We start from the raw sequence: 16,513 nt of genomic DNA on the forward strand, positions 1-16,513 counted from the left end.
TGGCTGGCGACGTTTTACTGACACTCCAGTTCCCCCCTCTCAGGGCAGGAAATCGTTCTCGCGGAGTGCTATATGACATCGACCTCTCTCGCTACAACCGACACACCGGACACCCAGGAGTTTCGTGCCAGACAGGCATTGGGACTTGATCAGGGCCCCGACATCGAAGACCTGGTTCCCGAGCCCGACGCACGGGAAAAGAAAAGCTACAAGGCGTTTGAACGCGCATCGCCTGAGCTTGCGCTATCCATGCCCCTGCAAATGTACGTGGCAAAAATCACCGATACGCGGATCGTCGACACCGTAACAACCTTCATGAGCGGCCCGTCCACGCTGATAAAGCATCTGGGCACCGACATCCTTTCGAACGCGTCCGTCGAGCAACTGCGCGCGACACCCTCGGTATGGCTGCAGAAAATACTCGACTCGACCCAGGCAACGGCTCTGACCGAGCAACTGTTGAAACAACTCAAGTGGTACGGTGCAAACCCCGGCGAACAGACTCCAGCGTCCATCCGCTATCAACTCTTGTGTAAAGCCATCCGTCTCTATGTGCGGGCACCTTCGGTCGATCACCCGGATGCGCTAGAAGGCTTCAGTTGGCAAGACCCGACACACTGGGGCAAAAGCTACCAGACCCTGCGCAGTGCTTTCGAACAGCATTTGCTGAAATCTCGGCGCGCTGCCGATAGCAAAGAAGCAATCGTGCTGGCCCACGTGCTGTACGTCCACGAGGCAAAGGATTTCACCGTGGGCGACATTCCGTCCGATCTTCGCTACAGGAGCTCGATGGTGTGGGTCAATTTCATGCACGGCGTGCTGCTGGCTGACGAACTTGGCCTTGATCGATTGCAGCCGCTTTCCTTTCAACAGCTCGTCAATCTGCCTCTGGAGCGCAGCACCAACGCTTCAACCGAGGAACTTGAAAAAATTACGTGCCTGAGACTGAGCCCGACACTCGACTGGGCAGTCTGCATGGGCATCGTTCAGCCACGAGAAACTTCCGACTACACCGAGGAGGAAGTCGAACGAGCCATCGCAGCGCTGGAACGCCAGAGCGAAAGCCTGAACAAGGCCGTGCAATCCCTGGAGCTGCGCCCGCCGGACAGATTGCAGATGGCCAAGCGTATGAAAGAAGATGCCCTGGGCACCCATGTACTGGGGACGGACGGACGCAAACTCCTGCGGGACGATCCACCGGCCGCCCTGGGGCACCGAAACATGCCGTCACTGAAACTGGAAGGGTACGGCTTTCTTGATCTCTATGCCGACGGACAGTTCGATGATGGCAAACGATGGTTTTTCACCGAGCCAGATGGAAAAACGCGGACCATCGAAGCGTTTCGCATGGACAAAAACCGGTATTTCTACTCGGAACGCGAAGTAGACGGCATCTATCGGCAGATGTTTTCCGGCGGGATCGTCCGCAACCTTTCCGGCAAACCGCTCCCGGACGTCAACGCGGAGTTTGCATCGGCGTTCGACAAGCACCTGACCACCATCAGGTCTGCGTACAAGACCTTGATTCTCAGTTTGTTGGTATCCCTGCCGCAGGCTGATCGCCGGATGCTGGAACAAGGTGATATTGAAGTGCTGGGTCTGCGCGCAAAAACAAGACCGGGCATTCATACAGAACCTCTGGCGAGGAAAGGCTTCGTATTGAAGGTACAACTGGAGGGCGAGTTCAGCTATTACGAGGTCATCCCGAGCGCCGGTTTCATTCGTCAGAGAACCGGACTGAGGTTTTCGACCATAAATGGAGTGTTCACCGAGTTTCCGCTGCATGCGGTCATCCCCGGACAAACCTTTTCAAGCAAACACAGCACGTCGCTACTGCTCGACTGGGATGCTCATGCCAATGGCGCCACCCCTGCCGCTCGGAATTACTACATAGGATTTATCGATGTCGTGGCCCGTGTATCGCGGGACTCGGCCGCTGAAGACGCGGCGGGAACAGGCCTGGAATCCTCCCGGCTGATTGCACTGGCAGACCACATCGCCACGCATTTTCTTTACGTCGATGAAAAGCATCTGCGCATTCAGGCCCGCGGCATGACGACCTTCGATATCACCCGGGCAAAAATCGAGAAACGGCTTGCAGTGCTCGAGACGATCGTGAAGAGTTTTGTACCGTTCTGGGGCAGCATTGACGATCTCTCGTCGGAGGGAACCGGGAACAAAGTCATGGGCGCTTTGGGATTACTCCTCGATCTGGCGTCTTTCCTTTTCCCCGTGGGCAAGTTCATCTCGGGTTCGGTGCGACTTGCCCGAGCCGGCGCCAGCGTCACAGGCATGGTGGTCAAAGCCAGCCTGCCATCTTTCTCGACCCTGTCGCGCAAGTTGATAACTTCCTCACTGAAAAACCTCAACCCGCTGGATGGCATCCCGACACTGGCGAAGTCACTTGCCCTCGGCAGCGGCAAAGGGCTGCTTGCCGCAGGCCGACTGGGTCTCGGGGGCATCCGCCGACTGGCCGGGCAGGTCGACAACTACCGTCTGATTCACAACATGCCACAGGCCATGGACCCCGGACGCTGGAAACCACTGACCCACGGCGATCAAATGGCAAGCATCAACGGCGTGGACGATATCCTGATACGCAACACCAGTCCGACAGACCTGAGTCGGTTCCATCTTGTCGATCCTGCCACGTCTTTGCCCTATGGCCCGCGTCTGAGCAACAACCCTGGAAACCTGATCCACGGCCAATCCACCTTCAAGACCTTGCCCCCCTCTGAATCCCATGTGCTCGTCGAGATCCCGGAAAGCGCCCACATTCGTGAAGTGCTGGAGGTCGATGGTCGAACCACGTTGTTGATTGATGACATCCCTTATCGACTGGATGGCAATCAATTGCGCCGCGCCGACCTGATCGATGAAACGTCGATGTTCAAATCCATACCTTGCCGAGTGCGACGGGCACCGGACAGCGATGTATGCAAAACGAGCTATGTCACCCGGACTCCAGCGCCGACGCCTGCCCCGAACAGTCAAGACACAAGCAAGGGATGGGCGCCATGGTTCGGCGATACCATTTACACACCGGCCATCTCCTCGCAGCCATTACTGACAAGCGCCATCAAGACCTACAAGCAACTCAATGCATCATTGGAGTTTCAAAAGGGAATCTATGCGCGCATCAAGGTTCGCCTGCCCTACGATCGCTCAAAAAAGTTCGATACGCTTGAAGTCGGAGCGATCATCGCTCCAGCGAAAGATGACTCGAAACACTTTGTATTCACCCGCCTCAATGCCGGGGATTTTTACGTTGCTGAACGCTTGCCTGGACAGGCTCTTGCCGATCCTCTGGTTTTACGCAAGGCACAAACCCTGCCTGTAGAACTGGCGGAGGAACTGAAGACGGTTTATACCGGGTCGCTCTGTGCCAACAACACGGCACGGATCCACACGGCTCCAGCGGTAGAGCGCGCCTTGAAAACCATGGAGGAAATCGCCATTCCACTCGGCACGAACGCCAATCCCCCTGCCGGCATGAAATGGCTGAAGGTGGACACCAGCTCCGGTGAAGCACTGATGTTCGACCACCAAACGCGAATGATCGTAGCGAAGCTCGCCGAAGGTGCCACCACGTGGACACGAAGCAAGGACGCTCCAGAGGCTTTGCGGCAGCGAACAGCGGACATTTTCGACACCCTGTTTCTCTCACCGACGATCAACCCTCCAGCTACCAACGCATCGCTGCGCATCGATGCCACAATGCAAAAACTGCAAAAACTGCTGAGCCGATTTGACCGTACAGACAATGCCCGCAACATTGCCTATGCCGAAGTCATCACTGCCAATGGTGTGCGAGAAGTTTACGTCAGTGTTTCCGGCGCTCATGGCACAACCAAACACCTGCCCCTGTTTCGGCACCTGGGCGCCAATCATGTAAAGATCGGCGACACGACCTACATCAACGTCGACTTCAACCTGGTTGTTGGCAAGACAAACCTGGAGTTGACCGATAAAGGGCGCCTGGCAGCCGTCCCGCTGACTATCAAGAACATCGATACCTACACACCCACACTGGCGGCCCGACCGACCTCTCTGGACAGTGAAAGCAAGCTGATACGCGTGATTCGCGAGAAATACACCGATCCACTTGAGCTGAAATCGGTGGACGTCGCTACCACGATGCCGCCCTGCGAATCGTGCTCACTGGTCATGAAGGAATTTGGTCATAGAGGTGAAGCCGATGCGTTGCAGGTTCTATGGAAATGACCTACATCCGCTGCAAATGCCCATAAAGCTTGGCGTACAAACCACCATCGGCAATCAGTTGCTGATGGTCGCCATCCTCGGCAACCTGCCCGCCGTCGAACACCAGCACCCGGTCCGCCTGCTTAACCGCTGACAGGCGGTGGGCAATGATCAGCGTGGTGCGGCCATGGAGGAAGCGCGCCATGGCCTGGTGCAGGTTGTATTCGGTGGCGGCGTCGAGGGCCGAGGTGGCTTCGTCGAGGATCACCACTTTCGGCTCGGCGAGGATCATCCGCGCAATCGCCAGCCGTTGCCGCTGGCCGCCGGACAGGCGCACGCCGGAGCGGCCGACGATGCTGTCCAGCCCGTCCGGCAAAGCGCGGATGGCGGGTTCGAGCTGGGCGATTTCCAGCGCCTGCCAGCAGGCGTCGTCGCTGCGGGTACGGCCCATGGTCAGGTTGGCCCGCACGGTGTCGTTAAACAGCGCCGGATGCTGCAGCACCACCGCGACGTTTTCCCGAACCGTTTCCAGGCCGATTTCCTGCTGGGTCGAGCCGCCGAAACGGATGGTCCCGGCCAGTGGCGTGTAGAGCCCCAGCAGCAATTGCACGAGGGTACTTTTGCCGCCGCCGCTGGCGCCGACAATCGCCACTTTCTCGCCCGGTGCGATGGACAGGTTCATCTGATCCAGCACCAGTTCATCGCCATAACCGAAGCTCAGGCCTTGCACCTCGATCCCGACAGTATCGCGGCCCTTGAACGGATCGACGCCGCCGGGGTATTGCGGCTCGTCGGCGCGGGCCAGCAGTTCGTTGATCCGCGACAGTGCACCGCCCGCCGCGTAATAGGCGTATTGCAGGTTCAGCAGTTGCTCGACCGGGCCGATCATGAACCACAGGTAGCTGAACACCGCGAGCATCTGGCCGATCGACAGGTCGGAGAACAGCACCGTGAGCATTGCCGCTGCGCGGAAGATGTCGATGCCGAACTGGAACAGCAGACCACTGGCACGGTTGGAAGCGTCGGTCTTCCACTGCGAGTTGACCGCATAGTTGCGCACTTCCTGAGCCCGCAGCCCCAGCCGTCCGAGGAAGAAGCCCTGACGGTTGCCGGCGCGCACTTCCTGAATCGCATCGAGGGTTTCGCTCAGCGCTTGAGTGAAGCGCGAGGTGCTGTCGTTCTCCAGTTTCTTCAGGTGCTTGACCCGTTTGCCCAACTGCACCGTGGCGTAGATCACCAGCGGATTGAACAGCAGGATCAGCAGCGCCAGTTTCCAGTGCATCCACATCAGGATGCTGGCGGTGCCGACCAGCGTCAGCATCGCAACCAGAAAACGGCTGAGGGTTTCGCCGACAAACTTGTCGAGGGTATCGAGGTCGGTGACCAGGTGCGTAGTGACCGTGCCGCTGCCCAGGCTTTCGTATTCGCCGAGGGAAATACGCTTGAGTCTTTCGATCAGCCGCACGCGAATGCGATAGACGATGTCCTTGGCCAGCCGCGCAAACAACCGCGCCTGCAACACACCAAAACACAGGGCGCTGCAACGCAGTGTCAGGGTCACCACCAGCATCAGGCCGATATAGCCCGCCGCTTGCTGCCACATGCTCGGCAGCACATGGTTCATGACTTTCAGTGCGGCATCGCCATGGCCGAGCAGGACTTCGTCTACCAGCAACGGCAACAGCAACGGGATCGGCACGCTGCACAGCGTCGCCAGTACGGCCACGCCGTTGGCGATCCACAGGGATTTTTTGTGATGAAGTGCCAGACGCCGGACTTCAGCCCAGCTCAGCCGGTCGACACGCTTGACGGCTGGCGTGTCATCGGCCGGGTCAGACACAGGCCGCGCGCTCCAGCCATCGGCCGAGCAACGGCGACAGTTCACTGAGCGGCTGGTAGCCGTTGGTCAGCAACGCCAGTTGGCCGTTGCGTTCGGCGAGCAGGGTCGGGAATCCGGCGATGCCCAGATCCTGAACCCAATTGAAATCGGCCAATGTGGCCTCGTGCTGGTCAGCACGATCGAACAACGCAGCGAATTCGATGCGTGGTACACCGGCCTTTTCGGCCAGTTCCACCAGCACGTCGGCGCGGGTGACATCGCGGCCCTCGACGTAGAACGCGTGCTGGATCAGGCCCAGCAGCGTCCATGCACAATCCGGTGCCAGAGAACGCGCCGTGACGATGGCGCGGCAGGCGGGCTCGGTGTCATAGACAAAGCCTTCAGGCAACGCACCTTCGAACTTGAACGGCTGACCGGTGGCTTCGGCGACGGCCTGCCAGTGTTCGAAGATATAGCGCCGGGTGGTCGGCTCCAGCGCCGCGCCACTGCCGGTGCGCAATCCGCCGACCACCAGGTGCAGCTCCACCCCGGCAGCCTGCGCCTGCTCCACCAATGCCTTGGCGACCGGGGCAAACCCCCAGCACCACGAACACATCGGATCCATCACATAGAGCAGGCGTGCAGACATGATTAAGCCTCGGAGGATGCTTGCTTATAGTTGTAGCCGATCGGGTGCGGCATGTTGCGCGCTTTTGCCAGTTCGATCTGTTTCTGGCGGTCGATGGCGCTGCGGCGGGTCTTCTCGCTCAGCGTGTTCCAGCAGTGCGGGCAGCTGATGCCGGCCACGTAATGCTCAGAGGCGCGATCCTCGACGCTGACCGGTGTACGGCAGGCGTGACACTGATCGTAGTCGCCTTCGCTCAGGTCATGGCGCACGGTCACGCGGTTGTCGAACACGAAGCAGTCGCCCTGCCATTTGGTCTCTTCCTGCGGCACCTCTTCGAGGTACTTCAGAATGCCGCCCTTGAGGTGGTAAACCTCTTCGAAACCTTCGCCGAGCATGTAGCTCGAGGCTTTTTCGCAGCGGATGCCACCGGTGCAGAACATCGCGACCTTCTTGTGCACGGCCGGGTCGAAGTGTTCTTTGATGTAGTCGGGGAATTCGCGAAAACTGGTGGTTTTCGGATCGATGGCGCCTTCGAAGGTGCCGATCGACACTTCGTAATCGTTGCGGGTGTCGATCAGCAGCACTTCCGGATCGCTGATCAGCGCGTTCCAGTCCTGCGGCTCGACGTAGGTGCCGACCTTCTTGTTCGGGTCGACGCCTTCGACGCCCAGGGTCACGATCTCTTTCTTGAGCTTGACTTTGGTGCGGTAGAACGGCTGCTCGTCGCAGTACGATTCCTTGTGGTCGATATCGACCATGCGCGGATCGTTGCGCAGCCAGGCCAGCAGGCCGTCGATGCCTTCACGGCTGCCGGAAACCGTGCCGTTGATGCCTTCTTCGGCGATCAGCAGGGTGCCTTTGATGCCGTTGTCGACCATCGCTTGCAGCAGGGGCTCGCGCAGGTTGACGTAATCTTCGAGGGTGACGAACTTGTACAGTGCCGCCACGACAATCGGTTGTGTCATGGGTGTTTCTCCAGGTGGCTACCCTCGTAAAGGGTGAACCGGATGCGAAAAAAAACGCGCCGGGTGAGCGGCGCGTTGCGGATTCTAGCAAAAAACCTCAGTTCATTGCTGCAAGGCTCAATGCTTGCTGCCGCCGGCACAGGTCGGCGACGCCGGAGCGGCGCCCACTTCTGCCCATTCCTGCGGGGTGTAGGTGTGCAGCGCCAACGCATGGAACTCGCCCATCAGCTCGCCGAGCGTGCCGTAGACTTTCTGGTGGCGCTTGACCCGGTTCAGGCCTTCGAACTGCGCACTGACCACCACTGCCTTGAAGTGGGTCTGCAACCCGCGACTGTGCATGTGGCTTTCGTCCAGTACCTGCAGATGCTCAGGCTGAAGCAGCGCCAGCGTCGATTCGATGCGTTGTTGCATGGTCATCACGAACTCCGCTTACTTCTTCTTGGCCGGAGCCGCGCCTTTCGGTGCCAGCTCGTTGGTCATGTCGTCCAGCAGCTTGTTGACCACAGGAACGGCAGGTTCCAGTTTGGCCTGGGTCATCTGGGCCGATTGCTGGGTCAGCTGCGGCATTTTTTCCAGGACTTTCTTGCCCAGTGGCGACTGGTAGAACGCGACCAGGTCTTTGAGCTCCTGTTCGCTGAAGTTGCTGGTGTAGAGCTTGACCATGTCCGGTTTCAGCTTGTTCCAGCCAATGGCCTGGTCCAGGGCGGCGTTGGCCTTGGCCTGGTAGGTATCCAGTACGGCTTTCTTGGATTCCGGAGCCTTGGTCTGTTCAAAACGCTGGGCGAACATCTGCTGCACTTGCATGTACACCGGAGTGCCCAGCTTGTCAGCGTGCGCCAGGGTCAGGAAAGCTTCGGCACTGGCGTTGTGGCTGGCGGTATCGGCAAGCACCTGGCCGCTGGCGCAAACCAGGGCAACCGCGGTGCAGATGGCACGAAGACGAGTCATCGAGTTTCCTTTTCAGCTAGGCGAGGTAAAACCCCAAGGGCGACCATTCTGCGCCTGAATAACGCTGCGGCTCAACCCCTGGGCCTTGCCGCGCTTGATTGGCGGGGATTTGCCGGTCAACAATCGAATGGAGGGAACCACCCGGGCCGACACCGGCCTAAACTGCGCAAACAGACCAACAGGAGTGTGCACGATGAGCCGTATCGAAACCGACAGCCTGGGCCAGATCGAAGTCCCGGACGACGCTTACTGGGGCGCTCAGACGCAACGCTCGCTGATCAACTTCGCCATCGGTCAGGAACGCATGCCATTGCCGGTCCTGCATGCCCTGGCACTGATCAAGAAAGCCGCGGCCCGGGTCAACGACCGCAACGGCGACCTGCCCGCCGACATCGCCCGCCTGATCGAACAGGCCGCCGACGAAGTGCTCGACGGCCAGCATGACGACCAGTTCCCGCTGGTGGTCTGGCAGACCGGCAGCGGCACCCAGAGCAACATGAACGCCAACGAAGTGATTGCCGGTCGCGCCAACGAACTGGCCGGCAACCCCCGCGGCGGCAAGACGCCAGTGCACCCGAACGATCACGTCAACCGCTCGCAGAGCTCCAACGACTGCTTCCCCACCGCCATGAGCATCGCCACTGCGCAAGCAGTGCAGACTCAACTGCTGCCGGCCATCGCCGAGTTGTCGGGTGGCCTGGCCGAACTGTCGGCGCGGCACATGAAGCTGGTGAAGACCGGTCGCACCCACATGATGGATGCCACGCCGATCACCTTCGGCCAGGAACTCTCCGGTTTCATAGCGCAGCTGGATTACGCCGAACGGGCGATCCGCGCCGCATTGCCGGCGGTGTGCGAACTGGCTCAGGGCGGCACCGCCGTCGGCACCGGACTCAACTCGCCCCACGGTTTCGGCGAAGCGATTGCTGCCGAGCTGGCTGCACTTTCCGGCCTGCCGTTCGTCACCGCGCCGAACAAATTCGCCGCCCTCGCCGGCCATGAGCCACTGACCACGCTGTCCGGCGCCCTGAAAACCCTCGCCGTGGCGCTGATGAAAATCGCCAACGACCTGCGCCTGCTGGGCTCCGGCCCCCGCGCAGGTTTTGCCGAAGTGAAGTTGCCGGCCAACGAGCCGGGCAGCTCGATCATGCCCGGCAAGGTCAACCCGACCCAGTGCGAAGCGCTGTCGATGCTGGCCTGCCAGGTGCTGGGCAACGACGTGGCGATCGGTTTCGCCGCCAGTCAGGGTCACTTGCAGTTGAACGTGTTCAAACCGGTGATCATCCACAACCTGCTGCAATCGATCCGCCTGCTGGCCGATGGCTGCAGCAACTTCCAGCAGCACTGCATCGCCGGGCTGGAGCCGGATGCCGAAGTCATGGCGAAACATCTGGAGCGCGGTCTGATGCTGGTGACGGCGCTGAACCCGCACATCGGCTACGACAAATCGGCGGAAATCGCCAAGAAGGCCTACAGCGAAGGCAAAACCTTGCGCGAGGCAGCGCTGGAGCTGGGCTATCTGACCGATGAAGAGTTCGATGCCTGGGTGCGCCCGGAAAACATGATCGAGGCCGGCGCCAAGGGCTGAGTCATCCCGATCCTTCCCGTGCCCGGCGCGGGAAGGTCATCCGACCAACAGTTTCGCCCGCCGGGCCTTGAGCCCGGCAATCAACGAAGGCCCCAGTGCCACCAGCGCCGAACCCAGCACCACCAGCACCGCCCCGCCATAACCCAGACCGTTGATCTGCTCGGCGTGCACGTAGTCCGGCCAGGTCCATGCGGCAATCGCCACGGCACCGAAGGTCACCAGCGGCGTAATCGCCAGCGTCGCACTGACCCGCGAGGCCTCCCAATGCGCCAGTGCTTCGGCAAACGCGCCATAGGCGATCAGGGTGTTCATGCAGCACGCCAGCAACAGCCAGCCCTGCAACGGGCTCAACTCAAGCGCTTCGAGCGGATGAACCCACGGCGTCAGCAGCAAGGCGCAGAACAGGTAGATCACCATCATCACCTGCAACGAATTCCACACCGTCAGCAATTGCTTCTGGCCCAGCGCATAGAACGTCCAGACGGTCGAGGCCAGCAGCACCAGCAACACGCCGGCGGTGTAATCGGACAAAGACGTAAGCAATTCCGCCAGACGCTGATTGAAAAACAGCGTGAAGCCTATCAGCAACACCGCCAGGCCAATGCCCTGACCAATACTGAAGCGCTCCTTGAACACGAACAGACTGGCAATCAGCAGCATGATAGGCCCCATCTGCACCACCAGTTGCGCGGTGCCGGGACTGAGCAGGTTCAGGCCCATCAGGTACAGCACATAGTTGCCCACCAGACCGAGCACCGCCATCAGCACCAGCCAGCCGCCCTTCGGCCCGAGCAACTTGCGACTCGGCAAGCGTTTTGTCGTCGCCAGATAAATGAACAGGCAGCCGCCGGACACCGTCAGGCGAAACCAGGTCACCGTGATCGGGTCCATCACCTGCAGCACCTGTTTGAGCTTGATCGGCAGGATTCCCCACAAGAACGCGGTCAACAAGGCCAGGAACATGCCGTATACCCAGCGACCCGATGAAACGTGCATGAGAACCCCGAAAGCCAATGACAGGAGCGCTCATTCTAGGCGCAGCGGCAAGCGCGACACAGGGACAGTTGCGCTCAAGCCGCAAATGAAACTGTGCAGGTCGCAGCATTAAATTGACGTGCTGCCGTTGATCGGCTGGCGAAGCGCTGCAAGTGGTTCAGGCATAAGCTCTTTGGATCCCATTCAGCGCAGCGCTCAAGGAGATCGATCATGTTCGGAATGCGCGCCCAGGACACCGCCCCCGCCACGCACTTTCGCAGCGACCGGGTGTGTCGGGTCAATGGCGAACTGTTTTTCAGTACCCGCGAGAACACCCTCGAAGGGCCGTTCGACAGCCCCGAGAAAGCCGAGCAGGAAATCCGCGCGTACATCGCGCGGATGCAATTGCTGGATTCCGGCAACCGGACTTAGCGCACCGCTTCGAACAAGCCCGTTGCGCCCATCCCGCCGCCCACGCACATGGTCACGATCCCGTAGCGCAGATTGCGTCGTTGCAACTCGCGCACCAGATGCCCGACCTGCCGCGACCCGGTCATGCCGAACGGATGGCCGATGGAAATCGAGCCGCCGTTGACGTTGTATTTCTCGTTGTCGATTTCCAGCCGATTACGGGCGTACAGGCACTGCGAGGCGAACGCCTCGTTCAGTTCCCACAGGTCGATGTCTGCTACCTGCAAACCTTTGGCCTTGAGTAGCTTCGGCACCGAGAACACCGGGCCGATGCCCATCTCGTCCGGCTCGCAACCGGCCACGGTAAACCCACGGAAAAACGCTTTCGGCTTGAGCCCCAGTTGCAGGGCTTTTTCCAGGCTCATCACCAGCGTCATCGAGGCGCCGTCGGACAGCTGCGACGAGTTGCCTGCCGTCACCGAACCATCCTCGGCGAACACCGGTTTCAATCCGGCGAGGCTTTCATAGGTGGTATCCGGGCGGTTGCAGTCATCGCGATCGACGATGCCGTCGAGGATCTGCACTTCACCGCTATTCTTGTCCTCGACCCGGTATTTCACCGCCATCGGCACGATTTCGTCATTGAACAGACCGGCTGCCTGCGCCTGAGCGGTGCGGATCTGACTTTGCAGCGAATAACGATCCTGTGCCTCGCGGCTGACACCATAACGACGCGCCACGACCTCGGCGGTCTGGCCCATGGTGTAGTAGATGCCCGGGGTCTGCTGCTTGAGCAATGGGTTGATCAGATGATCGGTGTTGACGCTTTTCAGCGTCAGGCTGATCGACTCGACGCCGCCAGCGACAATGATGTCGCTGCAACCCGAAGCGATCTGGTTCGCGGCAATCGCAATCGCCTGCAGACCCGAAGAGCAGAAACGGTTGAGGGTCATGCCCGCCGTGCCGGTGCCCAGTTGCGAGAGCACCGCCACGTTACGGCCAATGTTGTAGCCCTGGGCGCCTTCGTTGGAGCCGGCACCGACGATGCAGTCCTCGACGCTGGCCGGATCGACGTCGTTGCGCGAGAGCAACGCATTCACGCAATGGGCCGCCATGTCATCGGGGCGGGTCTGGTTGAACTTGCCGCGAAAGGACTTGGCCAAGCCAGTCCGCACGCTGTCGACGATCACCACTTCACGCATGGCATACCTCATTGTTGTAGTCGGTTGAGAGTGGACCGAGCATAAGTCCACCCCATCGCCGACCGCGACAATCATTCACCTCGCGTATGCGTGCCCATCGGTCAGTCCTTGTGCTTCTTTTCCTTCTTGTCGGATTTCTCGAAGGCTTCTTCCAGCGCGCGATTGATCGTGCGCAGCACCTTGACCCGGGCCCAGCGCTTGTCATTGGCTTCAACCAGTGTCCACGGTGAGATTTCGGTGCTGGTGCGATCGACCATGTCCCCCACCGCCGCACGGTAGGCGTCCCACTTGTCGCGGTTGCGCCAGTCGTCCTCGGTGATCTTGAAACGCTTGAACGGGATTTCCTCGCGGGCCTGGAAACGCTCCATCTGCGTGTCCTTGTCGATGGCCAGCCAGAACTTGACCACGATCACTCCGGCGTCGGCGAGCTGCTCTTCGAAATCGTTGATTTCACCGTAGGCACGCATCCAGTCGGCCGTGCTGCAAAAGCCTTCGATCCGCTCTACCAGCACCCGGCCGTACCAGGAGCGGTCGAACACGGTGAACTTGCCCCGGGCCGGAATGTGCCGCCAGAAACGCCACAGGTACGGCTGCGCCCGTTCCTCTTCGGTCGGCGCGGCAATCGGCACGATGTTGTACTGACGCGGATCGAGCGCCGCCGCAACCCGGCGAATCGCTCCGCCCTTGCCCGCCGCATCGTTGCCTTCGAACACCGCCACCAAGGCATGACGGCGCATGCGCTTGTCACGCATCAGCCCGGACAGCCGCGCCTGCTCGGTAATCAGTTGCTCTTCGTAATCCTTTTTGTCCAGGTTCTGGTTCAGGTTGAGGCTGTCGAGCAGATTCAACTGATCCACCGATGTGCCCAACGGCTGGGCACTGACAGCGTTCGAATGCACGTCCGGACGTTTCAGCGCATTTTGCAGGCCTTCGAGCAGGATCTTGCCCACGGTCAGGCTACGGTAATGCGCGTCCACCCCTTCGATGACATGCCACGGCGCGTAATCGCGGCTGGTGCGACGCAACACACGCTCGCCGTACTTGACGAACTTGTCGTAGGTCTCAGATTGCTGCCAGTCCAGCGGGCTGATCCGCCAGCTGTGCAACGGATCGTCGGCCAACGCCTTGAGCCGCGCCTTCATCTGTTTCTTGGACAGATGGAACCAGAACTTGAAGATCAGTGCGCCTTCATCACACAGCATTTTTTCCAGCCGTTCTGCACCGGCGATGGCCTGATCCAGTCGCGGATCCTTGAACAAACCGTGCACCCGGCCCTGCAGCATCTGGCTGTACCAGTTACCAAAGAAAATCCCCATGCGCCCCTTGGCCGGCAGCATCCGCCAGTAACGCCAGGCCGGTGGTCGCGCCAGTTCTTCGTCGGTCTGCTGGTCGAAGGTACGCACTTCAATCAGGCGCGGGTCCATCCATTCGTTGAGCAGTTTCACCGTCTCGCCCTTGCCGGCGCCTTCGATGCCGTTGATCAAAATGATCACCGGAAAACGCTTTTGCTGCTGCAACTCGAACTGGACTTCCAGCAGTGCTTCACGCAGCGCGGGTACGGCGGCGTCGTAGGTTTCTTTGTCGATGGCGTGACCGATTTCAGCGGATTCGAACATAGGGACGGCTCCTTCCAGGATTCAGCAAGACTAGCGGATTGGGCACAGACACGGCACAGAAATTCCCGCCGGGGGCGGATTGTCCTTGAGTCATCAGCGGCAAGGCTTGCCATGGATCAAGCGCCGCCCGCGTGATCGGCTAGAATGGCCGCCTTGCCGTTGCCGAGCCTGCCATGAAACCTGTAATGCCCCACGCCCAACTCGACTGGGATGACCAGGGACGCCCGCGTTCGCGAGTGTTCGACGATGTGTATTTTTCCGACCAGTCGGGGCTGGATGAAACCCGCTACGTGTTCCTTGAACAGAATCGACTGGCTGAACGCTTCGCCGCGTTGCCGGCGGGCGGGCGACTGGTGATCGGTGAAACCGGCTTCGGCACCGGGCTGAATTTTCTCTGCACCTGGCAGTTGTTCGAACAGCATGCAGTGGCCGGTGCGCGGCTGCATTTCGTCAGCGTGGAAAAGTACCCGCTGAGTCCTGCCGACCTGCAACGGGCGCTGGCGTTGTGGCCGGATCTCAAGCCGCTGTCCGATCAACTGCTCAAGCATTACGTGGCAATCCATCAGGGCTTCCAGCGCATTGTTCTGGATAACGGTCGCGTGACCCTGACGCTGCTGATCGGCGATGCGCTGGAGCAGCTGCCGCAACTGGACGGCCAGATCGATGCGTGGTTTCTCGACGGTTTCGCCCCGGCGAAAAACCCCGAAATGTGGACCGCCGAACTGTTCGCCGAACTGGCGCGGCTGGCGGCGCCCGGTTCGACCATCAGCACGTTCACCAGCACCGGCTGGGTGCGACGCCTGCTCAACGCTGCCGGGTTCAAGATGAAGCGCACGCCGGGCATCGGCCACAAATGGGAAATCCTGCGTGGCGAGTTTCTCGGCTGGCCGGAGGATGTGCCGTTACCCGCCGCGGACAAACCGTGGTTCGCCCGTCCGGCACCTGTCACGGGAGAGCGTCGTGCTCTGGTGATCGGCGCCGGCCTGGCCGGTTGCGCCACGGCCGCCAGCCTCGCGGCGCGGGGTTGGCAGGTCAATCTGCTGGAACGGCATGCGGCGGTGGCGCAGGAAGCCTCGGGCAATCCGCAAGGCGTGCTGTACCTGAAACTGTCCGCCCACGGCACCGCACTGTCGCAGTTGATCGTCAGCGGTTTCGGCTATACCCGTCGCCTGCTGGAAACCCTGCAGCGCGGCACCGACTGGGATGACTGCGGCGTGCTGCAACTGGCATTCAATGAAAAGGAACGCGAACGTCAGACGCAACTGGCGGCCGCATTTCCCGAAGACCTTCTGCAGTGGCTCGATCAGCCGGAGGCCCAGACCCGCGCCGGGATCGGTCTGGCCCACGGCGGTTTGTATTACCCCGAAGGTGGCTGGGTGCATCCGCCTGCGTTGTGTCAGGCGCAATCGGCACAGCCGGGCGTCACGTTGCTGATTCATCAGGACGCTGTCGAGCTGCGCAAGGTCGACGGCCAGTGGCAAGCTTTCGACGGTGACCGAATGATCGCAACGGCGCCCGTCGTGGTGCTGGCCGGCGCTGCCGAGATCAAACGGTTTGCGCAGAGCGCCGAACTGCCGCTCAAGCGTATTCGCGGGCAGATCACCCGTCTGGCACAGACCGAAGACAGCCAGGCACTGGCAACGGTGGTCTGCGCTGAGGGTTATGTGGCCCCCGCACGCTTGGGTGAACACACCCTGGGTGCCAGCTTCGACTTCAACAACGACGACCTGACCCCGACCACCGCCGAGCACCTGGGCAATCTGGCGATGCTCGAAGAAATCTCCGACGACCTGGTCTTGCGCCTGCAGATCAAGGATCAGGATCCCGAACACCTTGAAGGACGTGCCGCATTCCGCTGCACCAGTCCTGACTATCTGCCGATCGTCGGCCCGCTCGCCGACCGCGAAGCCTTTGATCAAACCTATGCAGTCCTGGGCAAGGATGCCCGACAAGTGCCGGACTTCGCCTGCCCGTGGCTGGACGGCCTGTACGTCAACAGCGGCCACGGTTCACGCGGGTTGATCACCGCGCCATTGTCGGGCGAGTTGCTGGCAGCCTGGCTGGACAACGAACCGCTGCCCCTGCCCAGAAGTGTGGCTGAAGCGTGTCATCCCAACCGGTTTGCATTGCGTCGGCTGATTCGGGGTAAATGACCTGC

The 16,513-nt window shown here is 60.5% G+C and carries 12 protein-coding genes; 4 read left to right on the forward strand and 8 right to left on the reverse strand.

Going from position 1 to position 16,513, the window contains the following annotated elements; genetic code table 11:
• Positions 1-72 precede the first annotated feature (72 nt).
• Entirely contained in the window at positions 73-4,224 is a 4,152-nt protein-coding gene (locus tag DLD99_RS20490; RefSeq protein WP_114884676.1) for a hypothetical protein, read from the forward strand.
• 1 nt (position 4,225) lies between these two features.
• Here DLD99_RS20490 and DLD99_RS20495 read toward each other — a convergent pair whose 3' ends face one another.
• The 5 genes from DLD99_RS20495 to DLD99_RS20515 all read right to left on the reverse strand — a co-directional run bounded on the left by DLD99_RS20495 (position 4,226) and on the right by DLD99_RS20515 (position 8,563).
• Entirely contained in the window at positions 4,226-6,043 is a 1,818-nt protein-coding gene (locus DLD99_RS20495) for an ABC transporter ATP-binding protein (protein ID WP_085710829.1), read from the reverse strand.
• Positions 6,036-6,671, reverse strand: coding sequence for a DsbA family protein (locus DLD99_RS20500; RefSeq protein ID WP_085710830.1), 636 nt, complete (start codon positions 6,669-6,671; stop codon positions 6,036-6,038). The genes DLD99_RS20495 and DLD99_RS20500 overlap by 8 nt, the downstream gene beginning before the upstream one ends.
• A gap of 2 nt (positions 6,672-6,673) precedes the next feature.
• Positions 6,674-7,615, reverse strand: a complete 942-nt coding sequence (gene trhO / locus DLD99_RS20505) for an oxygen-dependent tRNA uridine(34) hydroxylase TrhO (RefSeq protein ID WP_114884678.1) — start codon at positions 7,613-7,615, stop codon at positions 6,674-6,676.
• Positions 7,616-7,732: 117 nt separating this feature from the next.
• A complete protein-coding gene (locus DLD99_RS20510; protein ID WP_065257175.1) occupies positions 7,733-8,032 on the reverse strand; it encodes a BolA family protein in 300 nt (99 codons plus the stop codon).
• 12 nt (positions 8,033-8,044) lie between these two features.
• Positions 8,045-8,563, reverse strand: coding sequence for a DUF2059 domain-containing protein (locus DLD99_RS20515; RefSeq protein WP_085710833.1), 519 nt, complete (start codon positions 8,561-8,563; stop codon positions 8,045-8,047).
• A 193-nt stretch (positions 8,564-8,756) separates the two neighbouring features.
• On the opposite strand from DLD99_RS20515, the gene DLD99_RS20520 reads away from it, so the two are divergent.
• A complete protein-coding gene (locus DLD99_RS20520; protein WP_085710834.1) occupies positions 8,757-10,151 on the forward strand; it encodes a class II fumarate hydratase in 1,395 nt (464 codons plus the stop codon).
• 36 nt (positions 10,152-10,187) lie between these two features.
• On the opposite strand, the gene DLD99_RS20525 is transcribed toward DLD99_RS20520, so the two are convergent.
• Positions 10,188-11,147: a DMT family transporter gene (locus tag DLD99_RS20525; RefSeq protein WP_114884680.1), complete on the reverse strand. Its 960-nt coding sequence runs from the start codon at positions 11,145-11,147 to the stop codon at positions 10,188-10,190.
• Positions 11,148-11,357: 210 nt separating this feature from the next.
• Between DLD99_RS20525 and DLD99_RS20530 the strand changes: the two genes are divergently transcribed.
• Complete coding sequence (locus tag DLD99_RS20530; RefSeq protein ID WP_114884682.1) at positions 11,358-11,558, forward strand: DUF6316 family protein; 201 nt, start codon at positions 11,358-11,360, stop codon at positions 11,556-11,558.
• Here the strand turns inward: DLD99_RS20530 and DLD99_RS20535 are convergent.
• Both DLD99_RS20535 and pap read right to left on the reverse strand, forming a co-directional pair.
• The gene (locus DLD99_RS20535; protein WP_114884684.1) at positions 11,555-12,739 is read right to left on the reverse strand and encodes a thiolase family protein; all 1,185 of its coding nucleotides are present in this window, start codon (positions 12,737-12,739) and stop codon (positions 11,555-11,557) included. The two genes, DLD99_RS20530 and DLD99_RS20535, sit on opposite strands and share 4 nt — an antisense overlap.
• A 101-nt stretch (positions 12,740-12,840) precedes the next feature.
• On the reverse strand, positions 12,841-14,355 hold the full coding sequence (gene pap, locus DLD99_RS20540; RefSeq protein ID WP_085710838.1) for a polyphosphate:AMP phosphotransferase: 1,515 nt from the start codon (positions 14,353-14,355) through the stop codon (positions 12,841-12,843).
• 173 nt (positions 14,356-14,528) lie between these two features.
• Between pap and mnmC the strand changes: the two genes are divergently transcribed.
• Positions 14,529-16,508: a bifunctional tRNA (5-methylaminomethyl-2-thiouridine)(34)-methyltransferase MnmC2/FAD-dependent 5-carboxymethylaminomethyl-2-thiouridine(34) oxidoreductase MnmC1 gene (gene mnmC / locus DLD99_RS20545; RefSeq protein ID WP_114884686.1), complete on the forward strand. Its 1,980-nt coding sequence runs from the start codon at positions 14,529-14,531 to the stop codon at positions 16,506-16,508.
• Positions 16,509-16,513 lie beyond the last annotated feature (5 nt).

This window comes from Pseudomonas kribbensis (assembly GCF_003352185.1).
Classification (GTDB): domain Bacteria; phylum Pseudomonadota; class Gammaproteobacteria; order Pseudomonadales; family Pseudomonadaceae; genus Aquipseudomonas; species Aquipseudomonas kribbensis.